Here is a 24,485-nt window from a genome sequence, read left to right on the forward strand (position 1 = left end):
ACCTCCTTTTAAATTCTCATATTATATCCTACTCTTCAAACTCATCTTCACTCTCTGAGTTTTCATCTGTACTCTCGTCAGCATCGCCATGCTTTCCGAGAGCCTCATCTATCTTGTGGGACATACTGACACCATACTCTATGGACTGGTCCATGATAAATGTTATCTCCGGTGTATTGCGCAGATTTACAGAATGAGCAAGCTCTCTTCTGATATATCCCATTGCGCTGTTCAACCCTGCAAATGTGGAATCAACAGCATCCTGGTCACCCAGGACACTGATATATGCCTTACAGAACTTGAGATCAGGTGTGACAACCACATCAACGACCGAAGTCATAGGTGATATTCTCGGATCCTTGATCTCGCGGCTGATGATCCTGCTGAGTTCTCTCTGGACCTCACCGTTGATCCTATTATTCTTTACACTGTTTTTTCTCATATCTATTACTACTTTCTAGGCACCTCTACCATCTCGTATGCCTCTATCTGATCTTCCTCTGCAACGTCCTGGAAGTTCTCGAATACCATACCACACTCAAAGCCGGACTTAACTTCCTTGACATCATCCTTGAATCTCTTGAGTGAAGCAAGCTTTCCTTCAAATATAAGATTGCCCTCTCTGGTGATTCTTACGCTGCAGTTTCTGTTGATTGTTCCGTCGAGAACATATGAACCGGCAATGACACCGATACCAGAAGCCTTGTACGTCTGTCTGATCTCTGCGTGTCCGATGACCTTCTCCTCATATATAGGATCAAGCATACCCTTCATTGCTGAATCAATATCCTCTATTGCATTGTAGATGACTCTGTACAGACGAACATCTACGCCCTCGCTGTCAGCCATATCCTTTGCTCTCGCATCCGGTCTGATGTTGAAACCGATTACGATGGCATTTGATGCTGATGCAAGGATTATATCTGACTCGTTGATAGCACCTACACCTGCATGTATGCACTTGATAACGACCTCGTCATTTGAGAGCTTTAAAAGGCTCTGCTTAACGGCCTCAACCGAACCCTGTACATCTGCCTTGATGATGATCTTGAGCTCCTTGAGGTTGCCGGCCTGGATCTGGCTGTACAGATCGTCAAGCGACATTCTCTGCTTTGTATCTGCAAGAAGCTTCTCCTTACCCTGTGAGATGTATGTCTCTGATATGGTTCTGGCTTCCTTCTCATTGTCAACTGCCATGAATATCTCACCTGCGTCAGGAACTGTATTAAGCCCCTGAATCTGTACAGGTGTTGATGGAAGAGCCTCTGTAACTCTCTCACCTCTTGAGTTGGTCATGGCACGTACCTTACCATGTGATGCTCCTACAGCGATGTAATCTCCAACGTGGAGAGTTCCCTTCTGTACAAGCATTGTTGCAACAGGTCCACGTCCCTTGTCAAGCTCAGCCTCGATGACGATACCTCTTGCCTTTCTGTTAGGATTTGCCTTGAGTTCAAGCACATCTGCTGTGAGGAGGATCATCTCAAGGAGATTGTCGATACCTTCCTTAGTATGTGCAGATACAGGACAGAATATTGTTGAACCGCCCCAATCCTCTGGGATCAGCTCGTACTCTGTGAGCTCCTGCTTAACTCTCTCTATATTCGCACTTTCCTTATCGATCTTGTTGATCGCTACTATGATCTCGATTCCGGCAGCCTTTGCATGGTTGATAGCCTCGATTGTCTGTGGCATAACACCATCATCGGCAGCTACAACAAGGATAGCGATATCTGTACTCTGTGCACCACGCATACGCATCGCTGTGAACGCCTCATGTCCAGGAGTATCAAGGAATGTGATAGTCTGGCCATTTACATCGACAACAGATGCACCGATCGCCTGTGTGATTCCACCAGCCTCGCCCGATGTAACCTTTGTCTGTCTGATCGCATCAAGGAGTGATGTCTTACCGTGATCAACGTGTCCCATAACGCAGACTACTGGAGGTCTTGGAACCATGTCCTTCTCGTCCTCTTCGTCCTCCTTCAGGAGTTCCTCGATCACATCTACCTTCTCCTCTTCCTCAGCTATACAGTTGTACTCAAGTGCGATCTCTGAAGCCTCGTCAAATGGAAGCTCTGAGTTCACATTGACCATCTTACCTGCGAGGAACAACTTCTTGATAAGTGCTGTTACAGGAGTCTTTACCGCATCAGCCAGCTCCTTGAGTGTTACAACCTCAGGAAGTGTGATGGTTCTGATTGCATCCGGATCCTCCTGTGGTGCCTGCTGCTTCTTCTGTGGCTTGTTCTTCACATTCTTCGCAAGTCTGCTGATATCAGCCTCGACCTCCTCAGGTGATCTTCTGTTGCCCTTACGTGGCTTGTTCTTATCTCTGTTGTAGTTATCTCTGTTCTGGCTCTTTAAATCCTTACCCGGCATCTCCTTCGCATCGAAGTCCTTGCGGTCTCTCTTGAATGGTGCTCTCTTCTGAGCTGGGCTGTCATCCTCGTCATCCTTGCCAAATGGCATATTGATACGGTTGCTGAAACGGTTGCCACCATCTCTGTTAAAGCCTCTTCCGCCCTGGTTTCTATCGCCATTGCCGAAGCGTCCGCCACCCTGGTTTCTGTCTCCGTCTCTGTTAAACCTTGGTCTGTCACCCTGGCCGTCCCTGTTAAATCTTGGTCTGTCACCCTGGTTTCTATCACCATCTCTGTTAAACCTTGGTCTGTCATTCTGGCCGTCTCTGTTAAATCTTGGTCTGTCACCCTGGTTTCTGTCACCATCTCTGTTAAACCTTGGTCTGTCGCCCTGACCGTCTCTGCCTACTCTTGGTCTGTCACTCTGATTTCTGTCGCCCTGGCCATCTCTGCCGAATCTTGGTCTGTCACCCTGATTTCTGTCGCCCTGGTTCCTGTCGTTGCTGAATCTGGCTCTGTCTGAACCGCCCTGTCTGTCGTTGTTAAATCTGACTCTGTTACCGTTGTTATTCATCTTGCCGCCGTTTCTGTCCTCCCTGGCAAATCTTACATGATTGCCAGAACCCTGTCTGGCTGCTGAATTGTCATTCCTTGAAGGATTCTGCTTCTGCGCGTCCGCCTTTGGCGCTGCAGCAGGCTTTGCTGTCTCAGGCTTTGGCTGCTCTGTCTTAGGCGCTGCCTTTGGAGCCTCCTGCTTTGGTGCTGCAGGCTTTGGGGTCTCAGCCTTTGGAGCCTCGGCCTTTGGCGCAGTCTTTGCTCCAAACTTAGCTTTAATTATTCCAACCATCGAATCGTCCAGATTGGACATATGACTCTTGATCTCTATTCCCTTTGCGCCAAGTGTATCTATGATATCTTTATTTGAAATGTTTAACTGTTTTGATAATTCGTGTACTCTGATTTTAGCCAAATGTTACACCTCCATGTTTTCATTTACATTCATGTACTTTATGATCTGATTTCCGAATCCCTCGTCAAGTATCGCAATGGATGTTCTCATCTCATTGCCACTGTACTTGCCAAGCTCATCCTTTGTCCCGTACTCATAATAAGGAATCCCATAATAATTACATTTCTGGTCGAAAAGTTTCTTCGTATTGTCAGAAGCGTCCTTTGCCACAATGACCACGTACGCGCTCTGATTCTTAACTGCTTTCTCTACTGAGAAATTGCCACTGCACAGCCTTCTGGCTCTGGCACACAGAGAAATTAACGAGTAGATCTTGTTATTCTTCAATGTCACGCAGCTCCTTGTCTAATTGTTCATACACCTCAGCAGGTATGCTGACCTTGAAAGCCTTCTCAAGTGCTTTGCTTCCAACCGCCTTCTTAAGGCACTCGGATTTCTTGCATATATAAGCGCCTCTTCCGTTGAGCTTGCCGGTTGCATCAACTGCGAACTGCCCGTCATTGCTTCGGACTATCCTTATCAGCTCACTCTTCGGCATCATCTCACGGCATCCAAGGCATTGCCTCAGAGGTACCTTCTTTGCCATCTCATCACTCCCTATTCTCTATCATGTGCCACTACATCAATGCAAATGATTACTCTTCGTCGTTTGTGTCTACTGTTTCATCTATGTCAAATGAAGCAGCATCGGCATCTTTATCTTCGCTTACTTCATCATAATATTCATCTTCGTTATAAGGATCAAAGTTCTCATCCTCTGGCTGCTCATCAAAGTAACCCATCTCCTCGGCCTTTGAATGGCTCTTAATATCGATCTTGTATCCTGTCAGCTTGGCTGCAAGGCGGGCATTCTGACCCTTCTTACCGATTGCAAGTGAAAGCTGTGTATCAGGTACTACGACAAATGCTGTCTTCTCATCAAGATCAACTGATACGTCCTCAACATCTGAAGGACTGAGCGCATTGTAAATAAACTCAGCAGGGTTCTCACTCCAAGGAATGATGTCGATCTTTTCACCGTTCAGATCTGCAACGACAGCATTTACTCTGTCACCATTGATTCCTACGCATGCTCCAACTGCATCGACGTTCTCATCGTTTGACCATACTGCGATCTTAGATCTTGATCCTGCCTCTCTGCAGAAGCTCTTGATCTCAACTGTTCCGTCTGCGATCTCTGTTACTTCCTTCTCAAAAAGTCTCTTGACGAGCTCTGGATGAGTTCTTGATACAGTGATCCTTGGTCCTCTGTTTGTCTTCTTGACCTCTGTGATATAAAGCTTTATTCTGTCGCCTCTCTCGTAGCTCTCTCCCTCGATCATCTCTGACGGCTTTAAGAGTGCCTCTGTCTTGTCATCAAGGCTCACATTCACGCTGTCTCCAACCTGTCTCTGAACGATTCCTGTTACGATATCCTTCTCCTTCATATGGAAGTGATCGTATATAGCTGCTCTCTCATTCTCATTGATAGCCTGAACGATGACATTTCTCGCACGCTGGGCTGCTATTCTTCCAAAGTTCTTAGTTGTGATCTCTATATTTACTGTATCACCTATCTCGTACTTGCTGCTTATCATCTTGGCCTGCTCCAGTGTTATCTGGCATGCAGGATTCTCAACTTCCTCAACAACCTCTTTGGCTGCATATACATGGCACTCACCAGTCTCTCTGTCCAGTGAAACTGTAATGTTCTCGTCTGTATTGAAATCCTTCTTGCAGGCTGTCTTGAGTGATCTCTCTATAGCCTCAAGCAGAACATCCTTGCTAATGTTTCTCTCCTTCTCAAGCTGATTCAATGCTTCAATGATCTCTGACACCTTTTTATCCTCCTAATATATAAATGCTAATCGTATCATGGAAATATCTTTTCTCGTTATCGTTATCTCTGTCTCATCCTCAAGCTCAATGGTGACTGTATTCTCATCATATGCCTTGAGCACACCCTCGAATTCCTTTGCACCATTCACCTTGGCAAATGTCTTGATCTCCACGACCTTACCTATGCTTCTCTTGAAATCCTTCTCTTTCTTCAGTGGTCTCGTAAGCCCCGGTGAGCTGACCTCCAGTATATAGGCATCTCCTATATAATCATCCTGGTCAAGCAGGTCTCCAAGTGCTCTGTTCACTATCTCGCAATCACCGATCGTGATGCCACCTTCCTTGTCCGCATACACTCTGAGGTAATAATCACTGCCTTCCTTGACGTACTCCACATCAACAAGCTCCAGATTGTTCGCCTCAATGATCGGCATCACAAGTGCCTCCGTCTTTGCTTCAATATCCGCTCTCTTCGTAAATACGACCACCTTTCTGTAAAATATTATCCCCACAACAATTGAGAGTGGGCCAAGGCCCACTCTCATGCTGTAATCTATAACAATCTCACTTATTGTATCATAATTATCAAATAATTCAAGTACAAATATTAACAAATATTTATGCGTTTCTTCTGGCTGCGTCCTCACGGTAATATTTGTCAAGCACCTTGTTCGCCTTCTTGTCGTCAAGAACGCATTTGTTGGACAGTGCAACCTTGACGAGTTCATCCAGTGCTTCCTCCCTAAGTGCCGTGCTCTTGATGTTGACATTTGCAAGCTCTGTGTACGCTCCCATCTTTCTTGTGAGCGTCTCGTACTCCTCTGGAAGCATCCTGTCTATCATATTCCTGATCTGCTTGGATACCGCCTGGCTGTTGCCGCCTGTTGTGACTCCCACCACAAGATCTCCGCGGACGATAACGCCTGGAAACAGGAAGCTGCTGAGCTCCTTGTTATCAGCCACATTTACCATGATGCCCCTGTCATTACAATATGTACCTATCTTGGCATTGATCTCCGGGCGCCTGGTTGCCGCCACAACAATGTCTGCATTCTGCAGTATGTCAAGTGCCACGTTGCTCTCATGTACATTTATTCCCTTTATCGCTTTTATATCATCGCACACCTTCGGCGCAATGACCGCTATCTTCGCTCCGAAATACAGCAGCGAATTGATCTTTCTAAGTGCTGCCTTACCTCCACCTACAACTATTACTTTCTTGCCCTCAAGATCGATGTACATTGGAAAGTATGCCATATCTTATCTCCTCCGAATATTCTATAAATCTAGTCATATACTTACTGTGAAAGCTGCTTAAAAAACTTTCACAGCAAATTATAAATGAGGAATTAAGAAATGGCAATTACAAATAACGTTGGTTCACTAAAAATTCAGATAACGAACAACAATTTCTTTCCCGTCGAGGGTGCTTCCGTATACATAAGCCCTACGGGAATGCCCGATTCCACCTCAGAGGAATTTGTCACCGATGAAAATGGTATCGTCATCGACGAAGAGCTTCCCGCCCCCGATGTCGCCTACAGTCTGGAGCCTGGCGACAACCAGCCATACTCGGAATACAACGTGCTTGTGAACGCTCCCGGATACAACGAGCGCTTCATCTCCGGGGTTCAGATATTCTCCGGTGAGAACGGGATCCAGAACATAGAGCTGACGCCATCCGATGGAAGCGATACGAACCCTACCGTTCTCGACGCCCACACCCTCTGGGAGCAGTATCCACCCAAGATCGCCGAGGACATGATAAAACCGGTGAATCCATCAGGCGGCATAGTGTTGAGCCGCGTCGTTGTACCTGAGACCATAGTTGTCCATGACGGCGCCCCGGCGGACTCCACCGCCAGGGACTACTATGTTCCATATAAGGATTACATAAAGAATGTTGCCTGCAACGAGATATATTCCACCTGGCCTGATGCAGCCATCCGTGCAAATGTACTGGCGATACAGTCATTTACCCTTAATAGAGTCTATACCGAGTGGTATAGGGGAAAAGGATACGACTTTACTATCACGAGCAATACTGCGTTCGACCAGAAGTGGGTCTACAATGCAACCATATTTGAAAATGTCTCCCAGATCGTCGATGAGATGTTCGCCAACTATCTCTCAAAGCCCAACGTTACACAGCCACTGTTCACCCAATACTGCGACGGCAGACGTGTATCCTGTCCGGGCTGGATGACACAGTGGGGATCAAAATCCCTGGCAGACGACGGTCTTACCGCCATCCAGATTCTCAGATACTATTATGGGGATACAATATACATCAACACCTCGGAGACTATATCCGGTATACCTTCTTCTTATCCGGGCTACGAGCTGACCATCGGCTCAAGCGGTGACAAGGTCTCCCAGCTCCAGAGACAGCTCGCCAGGATCGCACTCAACTATCCTGCCATCGGTACCGTAACCGTCGATGGCGTATATGGTCAGAACACCGCTGATGCTGTGAGAAAGTTCCAGCAGATATTCAATCTTCCGGTTACCGGAGTCACCGACTATAAAACGTGGTATAAAATTTCACAGATATATGTGGGAGTTACGAAGATTGCGGAGAATGTGTAGCACCGCTTCACACACTATGGCATGAAAACACAAAAAAGCTGAAATCATAATGATTTCAGCTTTTAGCAGTTCGTAGGGGAATCGAACCCCTGTTTTCGCCGTGAGAGGGCGACGTCTTAGCCGCTTGACCAACGAACCATAGGTCTTGTTATCTAATTATTGAATCTTTCGATTCTTAGCAGTTCGTAGGGGAATCGAACCCCTGTTTTCGCCGTGAGAGGGCGACGTCTTAGCCGCTTGACCAACGAACCATAAGTGCTTGTATCCTGCCGCTTCGCTTGCGACCTGTTTAATATAACAGAAACGAAAGCAGAATGCAAGCACTTTTTTTATAAAATTGCAAACTTTTTTCAGATTATTGACTTAATTTGTTCCGCCAGCCTACATAAAGTCAAACAGCGAAAGCTGATTTGTCTCCGGCATTCCGTCCAGGATTCCAAGTTCACTCATCTTCTCGATGGTTCCCTTGCCGATCTTTGCACGCTCATTGATCTCCTCCTTGGAGAGGAACGGCCCCTTCTGGGCGGCATCGTAGAGCTGCTGTGCAGCCTTCTCTCCCATTCCTTCTATGGATGCGAAGGATGGCATGATCTTGCCGTCTATTATCTGGAACCTGTCAGCCTTTGCCTTGTATATATCTATTGGAACAAAGTCGTAGCCTCTTGCGTACATCTCGAGAACTATCTTCAGATCCTTGAGCTTGCCCTCGTCCTTGGCTGATCTCTTGTTCTTGTCCACCTTGCTTATCTCATTGATATGGAAGAGAACTCTCTCCTTGCCAAAGCACATCATCTCATAGCTGAAGTCATCAGCTCTGATACTGAAGAATGCTGTATAGTATTCAAGCGGATAATTGACCTTGAACCAGGCAATTCTCCACGCCATCATGACATAGGCCGCCGCATGGGCCTTCGGGAACATGTACTTGATCTTCTGACATGACCATACGTACCAGTCCGGTACTCCGTGGGCAGCCATCTCCGCCTTCCAGTCATCCCATTTGTCACATTTGCCCTTGGCAACTATTCCCTTACGAACCTTCTCCATGATGTTGAAGGCAAGTCCGGCATCAAGTCCCATGTGTATCAGATAAACCATAATATCGTCACGACAACAAATGGCTGTCGATATGGTACACTTGCCCGACTTGATGAGCTCCTGCGCGTTGCCCAGCCATACATCGGTTCCATGCGCCAGACCCGCTATTCGCACAAGATCTGAGAAACATGTCGGCTTGGCATCTATAAGCATCTGCATAGCAAAGTCCGTTCCGAACTCCGGCACCCCCAGGCTTCCAAGAGGTATCCCATTGATATCCTCCGGTGTGATCCCCAGAGACTTCGTGCTGTGGAAAAGCTCCATGACATCCTTGTCGTCAAGTCTTATCTTCGTGGCATCAAGTCCCGTCAGATCCTCAAGTCGCCTGATCATGGTCGGATCATCGTGTCCAAGAATATCGAGCTTCAGCAGGTTATGATCGATTGAATGGTACTCAAAATGTGACGTTATGATATCCGATGTCACATCATTTGCCGGGTGCTGTATAGGTGTAAATGAATATATCTCCTCGTGTCTCGGGAGAACTATCATACCACCCGGATGCTGACCCGTAGTTCTTCTGACACCAGTACATCCAAGAGCCAGACGCTCCATCTCACACCTTCTCTTTGTAACTGTTGCATTCTCCTCAGCGTACTTCTTCGCGGATTTCTCATCCATTCCGGATGCCTTGGCCTCCGCCATAAGCTCCTCTTTGGAGTGATCCTTGAAATAATTGTACACATATCCAAATGCTGTCTTTTCCGCAACACCACCTACGGTTCCCGCCTTGAATGCCTTGCCCTTGCCGAAGAGTACCTCGGTGTATGCATGTGCCTTCGACTGATACTCACCCGAGAAGTTCAGATCGATATCAGGCTCCTTGTCTCCGTTGAATCCAAGGAATGTCTCGAATGGTATATCGTGTCCTTCCTTTATAAGCGGTGTTCCACAATTCGGACAGTCTCTGTCCGGCATATCACATCCGCTCATTCCCGAATACGACTTTACAAGCTCTGAATCAAAATCCACAAAGTGGCATTTCGGACAGATATAGTGAGCCGACAGCGGATTTACCTCCGTGATACCGGCCATTGTTGCGACAAATGAAGATCCAACCGAACCTCGAGAACCAACCAGATATCCGTGGTCATTGGAATCCCACACAAGCTTCTGTGCGATGATGTACATAACCGCAAATCCATTTGAAATGATGGAGTGCAGCTCCCTGTCAAGTCTCTCCTGAACCTGAGGTGGCAGGTCTGGGCCATATATCTCATGTGCCTTGGTATAACATATATCCGTAAGTGTCTGATCCGAATTCTCGATGATAGGAGGCGCCTTGTCCGGTCTGACCGGCTCTATCCTCTCTATCATGTCCGCTATCATATTCGTGTTTGTGATGACGACCTCCTTGGCCTTGTCACTTCCAAGATACTGGAACTCTGCCAGCATCTCCTCCGTGGTACGGAAATACAGCGGTGGCTGCATATCAGCATCGTCAAAGCCCTTGCTCTTCATGATGATCGCCCTGTATATATAATCCTCAGGATCAAGGAAATGCACATCACAGGTTGCGACCACTGGCTTGTTGAACATCTCTCCGAGCTCCACGATCCTCTTGTTGTATCCGATCAGATCGTCCATGGTCTTTGGATTCCTTGTATCCCTCGTCATGAATTCATTGTTGCCAAGCGGCTGTATCTCAAGGTAGTCAAACCAGTTGACCAGTCTCACTATCTCCTCATCCGACGCATCATCAACTATGGCACGGAACAGCTCTCCCGCCTCACAGGCAGAGCCTATTATCAGACCCTCTCTGTATTTGTTGATGAGACTCATCGGCATACGCGGCCTTCGCGCAAAATATGTAAGATGAGACTCAGATATGAGCCTGTACAGATTGACTCTTCCTATCTCGTTCTTTGCCAGGATGATTCCGTGATATGTCTTATCCTTTTTGATCGCATCAGGTGAGGTGCTTCCAAGGACATTTAGATCATCCATGGTCTTAACATCTCTCTCCTTCAGCATGTCGAGCAGCTTGAAGAATACTTTCGCCGTGGCCTCCGCATCGTCTATGGCTCTGTGGTGATGCGCATTCACGACTTTGAGTTCCTTACACACTCTGTCCAGAGTGAATTTTCCAAGCTCCGGCAGCAGTATATGGCTGAGCGTCATGGTATCCAGAACCGTGTTGTCGAACTTAAGTCCAAGCTCCTCCGCATTCATTCTCACAAATCCCGTATCAAATGACGCATTGTGGGCAACCACGATATCGTCACCGCAGAACTCCACAAATCTCGGAACGATCACATCGAACATCGGCGCATCCTTTACCATATCATCATTTATGGATGTGAGCTGTTCTATCTGGTATGGGATAGGCACACCCGGATTTATAAACTCCGAGAATGTATCTACGACCTCTCCGTCCTTCACCTTGACCGCACCGATCTCTATGATCTTGTTGTGCTTCTTGGAAAGTCCCGTTGTCTCTATATCAAATACCACGTATTCCGAATCAAGGCTCTGATTCCTTGAGTTCTTAACCAGATCCTTCAGGTCATCGACAAAGTAACCCTCGACACCATATATGATCTTGAAATCTTTTCTGAGTCCCTTTGTATGGTTTGCTATAGGGAAAGCCTGAACAACACCGTGATCCGTGATCGCTATGGCAGGGTGTCCCCAGTCGCTGGCACGCTTCACGATGGTCTCTATATCGACCACGCTGTCCATCTCGCTCATCTTGGTATGCATGTGAAGCTCGACACGCTTCTCAGGATATGTATCCATACGAGGTACACGGAAGTCCTGAATGTGCTTCATACCGAGCACTCGGCATATCATAACCTCCTTGGCATACGAGTCGAACTCGGCAAGGCCCTTCATCCTATAGAACTTACCCTTCTGTATCTCCTCGCGGTAGACCTCCATATCCTCAGGACTGCAGAACATCTTGAAGCCTATGGTGTCTGTGAAATCTGTTATATATCCCGTCAGTATGATCTTGCCATTTCGGAGCTCTCTCTCCTCAGTGCTCATGATCTGTCCGTGGATGACGACCTCTCCGATACCATCGTTGATGCTGGATATCTCAAGCAGCTTGCCCTCCACATCTCTTCCTATGAACACCTCTGGATCATCTGAATATCTTCGCCTTCTTCCGAACTTCTCCTTTTCACCGCCATTTTTCTGGCCTGAATCGCCGCCGGAGGATGCAGGAGCAGCCTTATTCTCATCAGGCTTGTGTCCCTCGCTCTTCTTATTCTTATCTTCCTTCTTCGACACTCCGAGCTTATCCTTGTCCACGGCCTTTCCATCCACGATGATGTCGCCATGATCCCTGAGGTTGTTCAATATGGCATCTATCTTCTGCTGCTCAACAAGTGCACTGGCTCTCCTCAGCTTCTCCTTGTCCGCCTCACTGTACTCAAATGCAACATTGACATTCAGGTCAAATCTCTCCTGGAACATCTCCTCCATATACGCCTTTATTTTCTCAGCGTGTATATGCGCTATCTTACTGTCCTCTATAGCTATGGTTATCGCGTCTCCGTCACAGTACAGTTCTCCTATCGATCTGGATATAAGCCTGTAGCCCACATTGCTGAATGATCTTATATCGTAAAGTATGCTGTCCTGATATGCTTTGACTATTGCTTCGAGATTGTACTGTGTAGAAAGTGTATAGTGTTCCCGTATCTGGACCGTATACCTTTTATTGCCAAATACAAACTTACGGATACACTCCTCCGCCTTTTCTATATTCGGTCTGCTTATTATATGTCTCGATCTTATGTCAACCTGCAGGATATTTTTACTGTCATATATCGTGACTTTTGTCACATACACCTCGGTGAACAGACCTGCAAGCTCCTTAGTCATCTCCACTCCGGGGAACACCGTCATGAAGAGCTCCGCCTGCTCATTTCCGGCATCTGAAACCGCCGTTGCAGAGCCATCACTGACCACGTCTTCGTCCTCGGCATCTTCCTCCATATCATCTGCGATATGCCAGTCCGAGTCGTGAACATCCGCCTGGGTGTACGATGCGCTCTCCTGCTGCATATCAGCATACATCTGGCTCTCATACATCTCCTGTTCAGCCATCTGGGCTTCATAATCCATCTGAGTCTGCATCTCATCGGCATACATCTGATCTATATTCTCTTGTTCCCAAATACGATCTTCGTTGTTCAATCCTATTCACTCCAATTATCTAACTCGCGCTTCAGCGCCGGTATAAATTCATCCTCACTGAGTTTGCCAACTATCTCACCCTTTTTGATGAGCAGTCCGCAGCCCTTGCCTCCTGCAATACCAAGGTCTGCCTCCTTAGCCTCTCCCGGGCCGTTCACCACACACCCCATAACTGCGACTTTAATATTGAGATGGTCATAGTCTGACACAAGCTTTTCAACCTTGTTTGCAAGTCCGATAAGGTCAATCTCAGTACGTCCACAGGTCGGACATGACACAAGCTCTACTCCGCCCTTTCTGAGTCCAAGAGCCTTGAGAATAAGCTTTGCCGACAGGATCTCATCCACCGGATCTCCTGTCAGGGACACTCTTATCGTATCGCCTATTCCCTCATGGAGTATGATTCCAAGTCCCACCGATGATTTGATATTTCCTCTTGTGACGGTTCCTGACTCTGTGATTCCCACATGCAGAGGGTAATCTGTCTTGTCCGCGATGAGCTCATGGGCTCTCACGCACATCATAACATCAGACGACTTGATGCTTATGACTATGTTGTGATAGTCAAGCTCCTCGATCATGCGCACCTTGTCAAGAGCGCTCTCAACTATTCCCTCTGCGGTCACTCCGCCGTACTTCTCCACGAGATTCTTCTCCAGAGAACCACTGTTTACACCGACCCTTATAGGAATATTTCTCTTTCTGGCAGCCTCGACTACCTTTGCCAGCTTCTCCTGTCCTCCGATATTTCCCGGATTTATCCTGATCTTGTCCACACCATTTTCTATGGCCTTTATGGCAAGCCTGTAGTCAAAATGTATGTCGCCCACAAGCGGAATGTGGATCTGTTTCTTTATAGCCGGGATTGCATCTGCTGCAGCCTCATCGTTTATCGTACATCTGATTATGTCACATCCGGCCTTCTCAAGCTGGAGTATCTGTGCAACCGTAGCCTCCACATCGCTCGTCTTTGTGTTGGTCATGGACTGTATAAGTATCGGATTGCCTCCGCCTATAACCCTGTCACCTATGTGGATCTCTCTTGTCTTCATATATACTCACAGCGCCAGTACATAAGCACTGGCGCCTTTCCTCCTTCTTTAATTGTCTTTAACTGAAAAATACATTCTTTATATCATTGAACAATATTACGACCATGAGGATCATGACCAGCACAAATCCCACAAATGTGACTATGTTTTCCTTGTCCTTCGGAACCTTCCGCCTGGTTATAAGCTCGATCAGCAGGAACAGGAAACGTCCTCCGTCAAGTCCCGGTATCGGAAGCATATTCATGATTCCAAGGTTGGCCGAGAGAAGCACTATATAGTTCATCCAGTTGAGGAGAACCGTAAGGACATCGACCTTTGCAGCCTCATTGAACGTATCGTTCATGGACTTTGCCACACCCACAGGGCCGGACACCTCATCTGAGCTGACCTGTCTGGTGACTATGAGCTTAAGGCTCAGGAACGTGGCCTTGACCCAGTATCTGACCTCATAGGCAGAATACTTCATCAGCTCGCCAAAATTCTGTGGCAAGACATAACCGCAGCTTACGATTCCCACCTTATAACCTGCACTTGTCTCCACCGGATATACAGTCGTATCGTACACCGTGCCATCCTTCTTCTGCATCTTGAGGTCTATAGGAGAACCGTCCCCGTATATCTCAAGATATATCTGAAGCTCCCTGAAATTCTTGATCTTGCTTCCGCCGATCTCAAGGACGGTATCTCCATCCTCTATCCCGGCCTGCTCCGCAGGATAAACTCCATTGAACTCCTTGACAACATCCGCATACTCGCTTTCCTTCGCCATCTCGCTGTCGTACACCCTGCCGATAGTCGCAGGATCTGTACCACAGAAGTGGATTATGACCGCTGAAAAGATAAATGCTATAACTATGTTCATGAACGGACCGGCAAGAACCTCCGCCATACGCACCCATATAGACTTCTTCTCAAATGCGTTCTCGTCATCCTCATGACCTTCCTCGCCTTCGCTTAGCAGCATACAATAACCGCCCAGAGGTATGAGTCTCAGTGAATACTGTGTATCCTTCTTGGTAAACGAGAAGAGTTTTGGGCCAAGTCCCATGGAAAACTCAATTACCGATATATGATTGATCTTTGCGACAATAAAATGTCCAAGCTCATGAAAAAATATTATCACACCAAATACTAGAATTATGAGAATTATGTTCAATCTACCACCTGCTTTCTACAAAATCATATACCCAGCGCTCAGTGTCAAGTATCTGTGACACGTCAGGGTTTTCTATAACTGTATGACTCGCCATACACTCCTCTATTATCCTGTATATATCGAGGAAGCGTATCTTCCTGTCAAGGAATTTTGACACTGCGCACTCATTTGCCGCATTGAATACCGTCGGCATTGAACCGCCATCTGCTATGGCAGAATACGCATACTTTAATCCCTTAAATGTATCCATGTCCGGCTTCTCAAGAAGAATCGAGTTCATAGTCCAGAAGTTCAGTCTGTCACCGGCCATGTATCTTCTCTCCGGATAACACAAAGCGTACTGTATCGGAAGCTTCATGTCCGGAGTTCCAAGCTGTGCTATGACTGCGCCATCCCTGTACTCAACCATCGAGTGGATTATGCTCTGTGGCTGGACTACCACCTGGATATTCTCCGGCTTCACATCAAAGAGCCACTTTGCCTCTATAACCTCAAGTCCCTTGTTGACCATGGTTGCTGAATCTATTGTTATCTTTCTTCCCATACTCCAGTTTGGATGCTTGAGCGCATCCTCCACCTGAACATTCTCAAGAAATGCGGTATCCTTTCCCCTGAAAGGCCCACCTGACGCTGTGAGCAGTATCTTCTCCACATCGCCGTGCACATTTCCCTGAAGGGACTGGAATATAGCGGAATGTTCGCTGTCAACAGGCAGTATCGCTACATTCTTCTCCGCCGCCAGCGGCATGATGATATGTCCCGCTGTCACCAGAGTCTCTTTATTGGCAAGTGCTATGTCCTTTCCCGCATTTATGGCTGCTATAGTCGGTCTTATTCCGATCATGCCAACTATTGCCGTGACAAGGATGTCTGATGACGAAAGCTCTGCTATCTCTATCAATCCGTCCATGCCCGCAACAACTCTTATGTCAGTGTCCGCAAGGCACTCTCTGAGTCTCGCAGCATTCTCTTCGCTCCATATTCCAACAACCTCAGGCGAAAACTCCCTCGCCTGTTTTTCCAGGAGCTCTATATTACTTCCGGCGGCAAGCGCCACTATATTCAGATCTTCCTGAACCCTAACTATCTCAAGGGTCTGTGTTCCAATTGAACCTGTAGAGCCAATTATCGCTACATTCTTCATGTTATCCTCCTGTATCCGGATTTACCGGATCATCTATCCGAATATAATAGGCAGTATCCAGTGAACCCACTGGGCACTGCCCATCATGTATCCTACAGCAGATATACAAGCAGATAATAAATTATCGGTGCTGTAAATATTATGCTGTCAAATCTGTCCAATATTCCTCCGTGACCCGGAATCAGCTTTCCGTAGTCCTTGATGTCGTTATTTCTCTTTATCGCAGATGCTGCCAGATCTCCAATAACCGCCGGAAGTGCACCGACAGCGCCGACAACTGCAAAAAGTAATGGCGCATAGTTCATGGTGTCTACATACTTATCAAACAGTATGCCAAACACTGCTCCGAATACACCTGCTCCAACGATACCGCCGATAAGACCCTCTATGCTCTTCTTAGGGCTGAGCACAGGTGCCATCTTGTGCTTTCCGAGGGCTCTTCCCACGAAGTAAGCACATGTATCATTTATCCATGAGCTGACAAATATCAGCAGGACAAGTACCAGTCCATGCTCCATGTTCCTTATGAGATATACAAATGACAGCATGACACTTACATAGAAGAAATCCATAAATGCCGCCATGATCTGTTTATCACTGTATGTTGGGAATGTCAGCACATACACAGCAAGCATAACCAATAAATATATGACCATCATAGGAACAATAATGTCCATACGATCCAGGTATATGGCTATATAATACAGAACTGTCGCCAGGTAACACACGATTCCCGGAGTCTTCTTGTTCACTCCGTATACTCTGAGCAGCTCCATATTGCCCACAAGGGATACCAGAGCCATAAGGCCGCATGTTACTATCCCTCCAAAATATAATGTGATGGCCAGTATCACTACCAGAACCGCACCACTTATCACTCTCTGTTTCATTAACTAATATCCTCCGGATAACTATTTTGCATCTCCGAATCTTCTCTCTCTCTTATTGTAGTACCTCACGGCTTCTATCAGAGAATCCATGTCAAAATCAGGCCACAGTGTATCTGTGAAATAAAACTCAGAATATGCAAGCTGCCATGGGAGGAAGTTGGATGTTCTCTCCTCACCGCTTGTCCTTATTAGCAGATCAGGATCAGGCACACCCTTTGTATCGAGATATTCCGCAAACAGGCTCTCGTCAATGTCATCCGCACTGATCTTTCCCGCATCGGCATCCTTCATGATCTTCTTCACCGCCCTGACAATCTCATCACGTCCACCGTAGTTTATCGCTATATGGAACTGAAGTCCTGTATTCCCCGCAGTCTCCCTCTCCAGATCATCCATCTTCTGAACTATATCCTCCGGGAGGCCCTCTCGCTTACCTATGAGGTTAACCTTCATGTTGGAGTTGTTAGATCTCTCTATACTGTCAACCAGGTACTTTCTGAAAAGATTCATGATACCTGTGACTTCCTCAACAGACCTCTTCCAGTTCTCCGTGGAAAAAGCATACACTGTAAGATACTTTATTCCAAGCTTATCGCAATTTTCACATATAGCCTCAAGAGCCTTCGCGCCCTCTGCGTGTCCATAGTTTCTGGGAAGAAATCTCTTCTTTGCCCATCTGCCATTTCCATCCATGATCACAGCCACATGCTCCGGCACATTAAGTAATTCTCCGTTAATCTCTCTCTTCATATTCTCTCCGCATTCCATTTGAGGGATACATCATATCCATGATTATTATACTGTCATGATCTCCTTGGATTTTGACTCAACAGCCTTGTCGATCTGACCAACGTACTTATCTGTGAGCTTCTGGATCTTGTCCTCGTTGTCCTTGAGCTCGTCCTCGCTTATGTCTCCGTTCTTCTCCATCTTCTTGATGGCATCGTTGGCATCACGTCTGATGTTTCTTATAGCGACCTTTGCGCCCTCACCCTTCTTCTTGATATCCTTGACGAGCTCTTTTCTTCTGTCCTCTGTGAGCTCTGGGAAGTTGAGGATGATGTTTCTTCCATCGTTGTTAGGTGTGATTCCAAGATCAGAATTCATGATAGCCTTCTCTATCTCCTTGACAAGTGATGGCTCCCATGGTGCGATGACCAGTGTTCTGGCCTCTGGAACAGTTATATTTGCAAGCTGCTGCATAGGTGTTGGAACTCCATAATACTCAACCTTGATCTTGTTGAGGATGTTAGGGTTCGCTCTTCCTGCTCTGATGGTAGCATACTCAGCCTCAAGATTCTCAACTGACTTCTGCATCTTCTCTTCGTACTGTGTTAACATGATTCATTCCTCCTGGATTATATATTTTTCTTATTATTTTCCCTTTTATTCCGCATTCACATATGTTCCGGTGAAACCGCCTGTAACGGCTTTCACTATGCTGTTCTCATCATTCAGGCCAAACAGCATCATAGGCATCTTGTTCTCCATGGCAAGAACTGCTGAGGCAAGATCTATTACTCCGAGCTTGTTGTCTACTATATCGCTCATCTTCATGCTGTCATACTTCTTAGCGTTCGGATTGGTCTTAGGATCACTGTCATATACTCCATCGATGGCCTTACCTGAAAGAATGACATCTGCCTGAACCTCTATTGCCATAAGCACTGTCGCCATATCTGTTGAGAAATATGGATGGCCGATTCCACCTGCAAAAAATACGACATCTCCCTGCTCCATATATGCGATTGCCTTGTCCTTGTCAAAAAGCTCAGTCATATTACCACATACAAATGGTGTCATGATGTGTGTCTTTATTCCGCAGCTTCTGAAGCTGTCCGCTGTGTAGATACAGTTCATGACAGTTGCCAACATTCCTATGGAATCCGCCTTAACTCTGTCCATGTTGTCTGAGGTTCTTCCTCTCCAGAAGTTTCCTCCTCCTATTACTACACATACCTGTATTCCCTTGTCTACTATCTGCTTTACCTGATTGGACACATCTCTGACTGTCTCCTCGTCAAAACCATGTTTCTTATCACCGGCAAGAGCTTCACCGCTCATCTTGAGCAGAATTCTGTCCATCTTCATATCGCGATCCATCCTTTGTGTTCATATTTTATTATTCATATTATATATCGTCATATCCTGGCTTGATAACCCATGCAGACATCTGCCTGACGACCTGATTCATTATAGCACATACCCTTTACATTTCAAAGTAAAAAAGAAAGGCACATATCACTGTGTACACGTGCATATGATATGTGCCTTGCTGTTATGCTTATTTCTGTTATATGTCACCCGACATCCTGCTTTCAGATCCCAGATATCATCAATAGCCATCAGAATAATCTGACTCCGTCGATACAATGGAATCCACATCATCCTGAACTGTAAATGTATCAAGATCGAGCTGATTCTCACAGCCTGAATCATTGATGATGTTGTAGCTTATATTCTGTACGGTAGCTGACGGTGTATAATTCATGTCGTCGAACAGGAATCTGTGAAGTGCTGTGGCATTCGTTGCGAGATCACAGGCAACGACATAGCTCACCTCATCCATGGTAGGACTGGCGATGGTAAACGGGAATCCTGTTGTAGTAGACAGCTTGTAGTTGAAGCAGGATTTTGCCATATCAATGATCTCTTCCTCTGTAAGGCTTGATGCAACATCATCCACAACCACGTTGATACAATCAAGCAGCTTGGAGATTCCTGCTGTCTTTGCCGCCTCTATCATCTTGGAAATAACTGTTCTCTGTCTCCATGTTCTTGTTATATCACCCTCATCTGTACTTCTGATTCTGGAGTAGGCTGTAGCCTGCACACCGTTCAGATGAACGACACCTGTGTCATATACATAATCTGAATAAATACCATTTACACCCATCTGCTCGTCAATACACTGGTTGAGCTTATAAAGCTCCTCCTCCTTCAGCTCTATATCAATTCCACCCAGGGCATCGATGGCTTCTGTGAGGGCTGTGAAATTGACTGCAACGTAATCTGTTATATTCAGGTCAAGGTTCTTATTTATCATATTGACAGCGCCCTGTGCTCCGCCGTATGCGTATGCATGAGCTGCCTTCTCGTATGACTGGCTGTCATTACAGAGCTCAAGGTAAGTATCTCTGTACAGTGAGAGAAGCTTGACCTCCTGTGTATCATTGTTGATGCTGCAGATGATTATACTGTCTGAACGCACTCCTTCGTCAACCATGCCTGCATCTCTGGTATCTATACCAAACAATGCGATGTTGGTGTATCCTGTCATCTTCTTGACTGTTTCTTCATCCAGATCCTCATTTATATGAGTGTCCTTCAGCTCTTTGTACTGCATCTTGTTATATGTGTTGTTGATGTACGCCTTCACAAACAGAACTCCTATGACTATGGCTGCAACAACCTCGATTGCAAGTATGATTCCCCATACTCTGTTCTTTTTCTTTCTCTTCTGATCCTTCATATCCTGCTCTTCTTCCGCATATTCATCTTCATAATATTCATCATCCGATGTATAAGCTTCCTCTTCTGATGCCGCATCCTCTTCATCATCTGCGCCCGGTCCAAATGCGCTGTCGGAATAATCATCCTTTGCAATACCGGTTCTGCCATGATCATCTGAATAATCGTCGGCATCGTCATCATAATCATCTTCATCGTCAAAAAGCATCTCTCCGGCATATCTGCCCTTAACACGCTTCATATCATCGTCATCATGACCACTCATTTTATTTCCCATATTTTTCTCCTAAATATCGAATGTATCTGTCAAAATTTAACTCATATAACAATACATTTTACTACAAATATCTCATCAATTCAACGGGATACACATAATTCACACATTTTTTATACTTGATCAGTCAGCCAGGATAAACTTGTCCACCACCGGCACAAGTCCGTCCTCGTCATTTGACAATGTTATATAATTGGCATGTTCCTTCACTATGTCCTGTGCATTTGCCATGGCGACTCCCACACCGGCATACTCTATCATCGTGAGGTCATTATATCCGTCACCGCACGCCACAAGATCCTTTCTGTCCATATCAAGGACCTCAAGAAGCTTCTCAAGGGATGTTGCCTTGTGAACATTTGGCGGCATGATCTCCACAAAATATGGCTCCGAGCGGAATATGTTAATCTGATCACCGAACTTTTCTGCAAGCTCCTGCTCTATCTTCTCCGCCTTGTCAGGATCTGCGGTAAGAAGACATTTGTTGAGAGGGAAATCGATATATTCCCTGAAGTTATCTATCCTCATGATCTCCATATGATTGATACTTGCCTCAAATGTCATGTATCCGTCTATATCAGTTCCGGTTATAACTCGGTCTCCATCGTATGTCACCATTCCGCAGCCCGCTTTCAGACAGTAATCATATATATCCCTCACCACATCATTGTCAAGCACAGCCTGATATACCACCTCACCGGTACTGTAATCGACGATCCTTCCGCCGTTGAAAGCAAGCACATATCCGCCAAATCTGTCAAGCTCTATGGTGTCTGCTATCTTCCTTATTCCAGGCAGTGGACGTCCCGATGCTATCGCAACGATATTCCCCTTCTCCTGTGCCTCTATTATTTTCTCCAGCGTTGCCGGAGTAATATCCTTCTGAGTATTTGTCAGCGTTCCGTCAATATCAAGTGCCAGTAATTTTTTACTCATTTTATCCTCCATAATGTTATAACATAATTTGCTATATATTTTCTCCTTGATGCTATATAATGTCAGAGTTAGGATGCCGTTATGCCATCCTGCCGCCCATTTCTGACTTTAGGAGAAATCACATGGATATAAACATATACGTTAATCAGAAAAAAATCAACCCTTTGTATCAGAAAGCCATCGCCGAGTACGTCAAGAGACTTTCTCCATACTGTACTCTGTCTATAGTATGTGTTGCAGGGAAAATTAAATGCACCTCAGGGAAAAACACCACAAACTACTGCATATCCGGCTCCGATACCATCTCATCTGAGGACTACGCAGCCCGCATCAACAGTCTGACTTCAAGCGGTACCTCAAAGATAAACTTCTACATAGGGTACGATGAATCACTCACGGCTGATATGGAAAATTTCTCTCTCTGTTCAGTACAGCCGTCCGCCGAGATGACTGCCCTCCTGCTGTCCGAGCAGACCTACAGGGCATACACTATCCTGAACAACATAACCTACCACAAATAATCCCTGTCAGCTCCGGCTTATGATCGCAAGCTGCTCCGCCAGCGTCACCCTTATGAGCTGATGCGGAAATGTCATATCCGACACGCTCATCCTGTAATCAGCCCTCCTCACTATATCTGCAGCAAGTCCAAGAGATCCCCCTATCACAAATGTAACCGTGTCATGTCCGCGCTCCGATGCCCTGCGGACCTGATCGGCAAGTCCTTCCGTGGTCGTCTTCTTTCCTTCTATACACAGTGCTATAACATAGTCGTCTCTCCCGATCACATGTCTCAGCCTGTCCGCCTCGGCCTCAATGATCATGGCATTTACCTTGTCGCCAGCCTTCTGAGGTATCCTCTCGTCAGGAACCTCGCATATCTCCAGACGCCCTCTCTTGTCGATCTCCTTCTTATATTCATTTAACATCTGCGTAAAATGCTGTTCCTTTATCCTGCCGACGCAGGCAATCCTGTATATCATATGAACTCCTTCAGATCAGGCCTGATCAGCCCTCATCCTGTCAAATATCTTCAGTTCTTCCTCTGTATTTTTCTGCGTGCACACACTTACTCCAATGGTGAACAGCAGACTCACTGCAAATCCAACCACGTCACCGCTGATACCCGAGTATGCCGCCAGGCTGCCTCCGTTCACAAACGGGAGATATTTCCACATAACAAATGTGAGTATTCCTGCTATTATTCCGGCATACATGCCTTTTCCGGTCGCATGCCTGTACGTCAGTGTACAGAAAAGAGGAGCCGCAAGTGCCGCCGCACACAATCCCCAGTTGTCGGCGATCATATGCTCTCTGTTGAATTCAACAAACTCTGCCACCAGGAAAATGCAGCATCCGGTCAGCACAACAACACCTATATCTATAAGAAGCTTTGCGATTCCACCGGCTCTTGAGATTGCAGGAACAAGCCCTCTTATATGTTCGCATATATTTCTCATGAACGATTCCAGCATTACGACAACCGCCGCTATAAACACCATAAGCGCGGCAAATCTGAACACATACGCATAGGTTCCCGTTCCAAGCAGCTTCTTGAGCATCAGGTTGTACACCTGGAATGAGTTCATATTTGCCCATGCCTTCTCAGGATAGAGCACCGGTACGACCAGAAGTGCCAGTATACAGCTTGAAAGTATTGTGAACCCTTCAAAGATTACAGCCCATATTCTTCCGACATCGAGCTCCTTGATATCCCGGATATTTAAGACACCCTTGTACATCAGCGGCATGGCTATACATCCAAGTCCTACTCCCGTCATGGATATCGCACTTCCTATATCCACTGTTTTGCCATCGTAATACAGTATATTCAGATAAATGCTGGTTCCCCCTGCAAGCCTTGATCTCCTGTAATTGTCAAGTATCTCCCTCGCATCCATCCTGTAAAATACCAGTCCGATCATCGTCAGACATACGATTATAACCATTATGAACACTATTGTCTTGATTATTCCCATCAGCTTATTGTCAACCAGTATGGTGGCAAGGATGAGAAATGACACTATGATGGCAAGGCTTATGCTCTCCGGCATGTCCATAAAATAGGCGACAACCGATACGATAACCTTGAGAACAGACACCAGTATCAGGCCAAGCGTCACTATCCATATGACGGACACCAGATCTTTCAACTTCCATGACCCATATCTTGCTGCGAACAGCTCCGGAGCATTGTGTATCTTTTTAGGTGATATCTCAGCATACGAATTCATACGCTTTGACAGAAATATCCATCCGACAACATTGCCCACGAACAATCCCATGGCCACAAGGCACTGTCCTGCACCATGTATTACTATATTAATAGGCAGCAGAAATATGACCCACAATATTACATCATTGGCGCATACCTGCCCTGCGGTGGACACACCGCCACAGTTCTGCCTTTTGATTCCAAATACTCTCTTATCACTAAAAACAGACATGTATCAGCCACTCCATTCTTTTATCTGAATCTTCGTTATCATTTTTATATAATATACCTTGCTCATTCTACCACAGTTGAAGTTTTGCCGCCACCATCATATTTATTGTGACATTTGCCGAAATGTTA

The 24,485-nt window shown here is 46.2% G+C and carries 21 protein-coding genes and 2 tRNA genes; 2 read left to right on the plus strand and 21 right to left on the minus strand.

The window, feature by feature from the left end:
* Nucleotides 1–28: 28 nt before the first annotated feature.
* The 7 genes from rbfA to ARA78_RS03840 form a co-directional block, all read right to left on the minus strand.
* On the minus strand, nucleotides 29–442 hold the full coding sequence (gene rbfA, locus ARA78_RS03810; RefSeq protein WP_015534838.1) for a 30S ribosome-binding factor RbfA: 414 nt from the start codon (nucleotides 440–442) through the stop codon (nucleotides 29–31).
* A gap of 8 nt (nucleotides 443–450) precedes the next feature.
* Entirely contained in the window at nucleotides 451–3,336 is a 2,886-nt protein-coding gene (gene infB, locus ARA78_RS03815) for a translation initiation factor IF-2 (protein WP_055280009.1), read from the minus strand.
* A gap of 3 nt (nucleotides 3,337–3,339) precedes the next feature.
* Nucleotides 3,340–3,669 (minus strand): L7Ae/L30e/S12e/Gadd45 family ribosomal protein, encoded by a 330-nt coding sequence (locus ARA78_RS03820; RefSeq protein ID WP_082418050.1) that lies wholly within the window; start codon nucleotides 3,667–3,669, stop codon nucleotides 3,340–3,342.
* Nucleotides 3,653–3,922, minus strand: coding sequence for an RNase P modulator RnpM (rnpM, locus tag ARA78_RS03825; RefSeq protein WP_055144672.1), 270 nt, complete (start codon nucleotides 3,920–3,922; stop codon nucleotides 3,653–3,655). Before rnpM ends, ARA78_RS03820 begins: the two co-directional genes overlap by 17 nt.
* A gap of 49 nt (nucleotides 3,923–3,971) precedes the next feature.
* Nucleotides 3,972–5,153, minus strand: a complete 1,182-nt coding sequence (nusA, locus tag ARA78_RS03830; RefSeq protein WP_055144675.1) for a transcription termination factor NusA — start codon at nucleotides 5,151–5,153, stop codon at nucleotides 3,972–3,974.
* Nucleotides 5,154–5,165: 12 nt separating this feature from the next.
* Nucleotides 5,166–5,588, minus strand: a complete 423-nt coding sequence (gene rimP / locus ARA78_RS03835) for a ribosome maturation factor RimP (protein WP_055144996.1) — start codon at nucleotides 5,586–5,588, stop codon at nucleotides 5,166–5,168.
* A 184-nt stretch (nucleotides 5,589–5,772) separates the two neighbouring features.
* Nucleotides 5,773–6,411, minus strand: coding sequence for a precorrin-2 dehydrogenase/sirohydrochlorin ferrochelatase family protein (locus ARA78_RS03840; protein ID WP_055280010.1), 639 nt, complete (start codon nucleotides 6,409–6,411; stop codon nucleotides 5,773–5,775).
* A 99-nt stretch (nucleotides 6,412–6,510) separates the two neighbouring features.
* Between ARA78_RS03840 and ARA78_RS03845 the strand changes: the two genes are divergently transcribed.
* Nucleotides 6,511–7,743, plus strand: a complete 1,233-nt coding sequence (locus tag ARA78_RS03845; protein WP_055280011.1) for a peptidoglycan-binding domain-containing protein — start codon at nucleotides 6,511–6,513, stop codon at nucleotides 7,741–7,743.
* Nucleotides 7,744–7,809: 66 nt separating this feature from the next.
* On the opposite strand, the gene ARA78_RS03850 is transcribed toward ARA78_RS03845, so the two are convergent.
* The 12 genes from ARA78_RS03850 to ARA78_RS03905 form a co-directional block, all read right to left on the minus strand.
* A tRNA-Glu gene (locus tag ARA78_RS03850) sits at nucleotides 7,810–7,881 on the minus strand.
* A 41-nt stretch (nucleotides 7,882–7,922) separates the two neighbouring features.
* Nucleotides 7,923–7,994 (minus strand) — tRNA-Glu (locus ARA78_RS03855).
* 130 nt (nucleotides 7,995–8,124) lie between these two features.
* Entirely contained in the window at nucleotides 8,125–12,942 is a 4,818-nt protein-coding gene (locus ARA78_RS03860; protein WP_082423599.1) for a PolC-type DNA polymerase III, read from the minus strand.
* 47 nt (nucleotides 12,943–12,989) lie between these two features.
* Nucleotides 12,990–14,039: a flavodoxin-dependent (E)-4-hydroxy-3-methylbut-2-enyl-diphosphate synthase gene (gene ispG / locus ARA78_RS03865; RefSeq protein ID WP_022216771.1), complete on the minus strand. Its 1,050-nt coding sequence runs from the start codon at nucleotides 14,037–14,039 to the stop codon at nucleotides 12,990–12,992.
* Between the two features lie 58 nt (nucleotides 14,040–14,097).
* Nucleotides 14,098–15,195 (minus strand): M50 family metallopeptidase, encoded by a 1,098-nt coding sequence (locus ARA78_RS03870; RefSeq protein WP_055144682.1) that lies wholly within the window; start codon nucleotides 15,193–15,195, stop codon nucleotides 14,098–14,100.
* Nucleotide 15,196: 1 nt separating this feature from the next.
* Nucleotides 15,197–16,339: a 1-deoxy-D-xylulose-5-phosphate reductoisomerase gene (dxr, locus tag ARA78_RS03875; RefSeq protein WP_055280012.1), complete on the minus strand. Its 1,143-nt coding sequence runs from the start codon at nucleotides 16,337–16,339 to the stop codon at nucleotides 15,197–15,199.
* Nucleotides 16,340–16,431: 92 nt separating this feature from the next.
* Nucleotides 16,432–17,229, minus strand: a complete 798-nt coding sequence (locus tag ARA78_RS03880) for a phosphatidate cytidylyltransferase (protein ID WP_022216774.1) — start codon at nucleotides 17,227–17,229, stop codon at nucleotides 16,432–16,434.
* A 21-nt stretch (nucleotides 17,230–17,250) separates the two neighbouring features.
* On the minus strand, nucleotides 17,251–17,979 hold the full coding sequence (locus ARA78_RS03885) for an isoprenyl transferase (RefSeq protein WP_022216775.1): 729 nt from the start codon (nucleotides 17,977–17,979) through the stop codon (nucleotides 17,251–17,253).
* A 45-nt stretch (nucleotides 17,980–18,024) separates the two neighbouring features.
* Entirely contained in the window at nucleotides 18,025–18,570 is a 546-nt protein-coding gene (gene frr / locus ARA78_RS03890; protein WP_015534829.1) for a ribosome recycling factor, read from the minus strand.
* Nucleotides 18,571–18,615: 45 nt separating this feature from the next.
* Nucleotides 18,616–19,314, minus strand: coding sequence for a UMP kinase (pyrH, locus tag ARA78_RS03895; protein WP_055145001.1), 699 nt, complete (start codon nucleotides 19,312–19,314; stop codon nucleotides 18,616–18,618).
* A gap of 250 nt (nucleotides 19,315–19,564) precedes the next feature.
* Nucleotides 19,565–20,977: an LCP family protein gene (locus ARA78_RS03900; RefSeq protein ID WP_022216776.1), complete on the minus strand. Its 1,413-nt coding sequence runs from the start codon at nucleotides 20,975–20,977 to the stop codon at nucleotides 19,565–19,567.
* A 120-nt stretch (nucleotides 20,978–21,097) separates the two neighbouring features.
* Nucleotides 21,098–21,910, minus strand: a complete 813-nt coding sequence (locus ARA78_RS03905; protein WP_055280013.1) for a Cof-type HAD-IIB family hydrolase — start codon at nucleotides 21,908–21,910, stop codon at nucleotides 21,098–21,100.
* Nucleotides 21,911–22,032: 122 nt separating this feature from the next.
* Here ARA78_RS03905 and ARA78_RS03910 point away from each other — a divergent pair, with 122 nt between their 5' ends.
* The gene (locus ARA78_RS03910; RefSeq protein ID WP_015534825.1) at nucleotides 22,033–22,431 is read left to right on the plus strand and encodes a 23S rRNA (pseudouridine(1915)-N(3))-methyltransferase RlmH; all 399 of its coding nucleotides are present in this window, start codon (nucleotides 22,033–22,035) and stop codon (nucleotides 22,429–22,431) included.
* A 6-nt stretch (nucleotides 22,432–22,437) separates the two neighbouring features.
* Here ARA78_RS03910 and ARA78_RS03915 read toward each other — a convergent pair whose 3' ends face one another.
* Nucleotides 22,438–22,893, minus strand: a complete 456-nt coding sequence (locus ARA78_RS03915) for a 23S rRNA (pseudouridine(1915)-N(3))-methyltransferase RlmH (protein ID WP_015534824.1) — start codon at nucleotides 22,891–22,893, stop codon at nucleotides 22,438–22,440.
* A gap of 15 nt (nucleotides 22,894–22,908) precedes the next feature.
* Nucleotides 22,909–24,357 carry a hypothetical protein gene (locus tag ARA78_RS03920; protein ID WP_015534823.1) on the minus strand — a complete coding sequence of 483 codons (1,449 nt, stop codon included), beginning with the start codon at nucleotides 24,355–24,357 and terminating at the stop codon, nucleotides 22,909–22,911.
* Nucleotides 24,358–24,485: the final 128 nt, after the last annotated feature.

Origin of the sequence: Coprococcus eutactus (genome assembly GCF_001404675.1) — a bacterium.
Taxonomy (GTDB): domain Bacteria; phylum Bacillota; class Clostridia; order Lachnospirales; family Lachnospiraceae; genus Coprococcus; species Coprococcus aceti.

Bases quoted from the DNA above. Each gene is read 5' to 3' on its own strand.
- ARA78_RS03885 (WP_022216775.1), bottom strand. From the start codon at position 17,979: ATGAAGAGAGAGATTAACGGAGAATTACTTAATGTGCCGGAGCATGTG.
- rimP (WP_055144996.1), bottom strand. From the start codon at position 5,588: ATGCCGATCATTGAGGCGAACAATCTGGAGCTTGTTGATGTGGAGTAC.
- ispG (WP_022216771.1), bottom strand. From the start codon at position 14,039: ATGAAGACAAGAGAGATCCACATAGGTGACAGGGTTATAGGCGGAGGC.
- dxr (WP_055280012.1), bottom strand. From the start codon at position 16,339: ATGAAGAATGTAGCGATAATTGGCTCTACAGGTTCAATTGGAACACAG.
- ARA78_RS03915 (WP_015534824.1), bottom strand. From the start codon at position 22,893: ATGATATACAGGATTGCCTGCGTCGGCAGGATAAAGGAACAGCATTTT.
- rnpM (WP_055144672.1), bottom strand. From the start codon at position 3,922: ATGGCAAAGAAGGTACCTCTGAGGCAATGCCTTGGATGCCGTGAGATG.
- ARA78_RS03840 (WP_055280010.1), bottom strand. From the start codon at position 6,411: ATGGCATACTTTCCAATGTACATCGATCTTGAGGGCAAGAAAGTAATA.
- ARA78_RS03860 (WP_082423599.1), bottom strand. From the start codon at position 12,942: ATGTATGCCGATGAGATGCAGACTCAGATGGATTATGAAGCCCAGATG.
- ARA78_RS03910 (WP_015534825.1), top strand. From the start codon at position 22,033: ATGGATATAAACATATACGTTAATCAGAAAAAAATCAACCCTTTGTAT.
- pyrH (WP_055145001.1), bottom strand. From the start codon at position 19,314: ATGGACAGAATTCTGCTCAAGATGAGCGGTGAAGCTCTTGCCGGTGAT.
- ARA78_RS03900 (WP_022216776.1), bottom strand. From the start codon at position 20,977: ATGGGAAATAAAATGAGTGGTCATGATGACGATGATATGAAGCGTGTT.
- ARA78_RS03845 (WP_055280011.1), top strand. From the start codon at position 6,511: ATGGCAATTACAAATAACGTTGGTTCACTAAAAATTCAGATAACGAAC.
- ARA78_RS03905 (WP_055280013.1), bottom strand. From the start codon at position 21,910: ATGAGTAAAAAATTACTGGCACTTGATATTGACGGAACGCTGACAAAT.
- ARA78_RS03880 (WP_022216774.1), bottom strand. From the start codon at position 17,229: ATGAAACAGAGAGTGATAAGTGGTGCGGTTCTGGTAGTGATACTGGCC.
- rbfA (WP_015534838.1), bottom strand. From the start codon at position 442: ATGAGAAAAAACAGTGTAAAGAATAATAGGATCAACGGTGAGGTCCAG.
- frr (WP_015534829.1), bottom strand. From the start codon at position 18,570: ATGTTAACACAGTACGAAGAGAAGATGCAGAAGTCAGTTGAGAATCTT.
- ARA78_RS03920 (WP_015534823.1), bottom strand. From the start codon at position 24,357: ATGTCTGTTTTTAGTGATAAGAGAGTATTTGGAATCAAAAGGCAGAAC.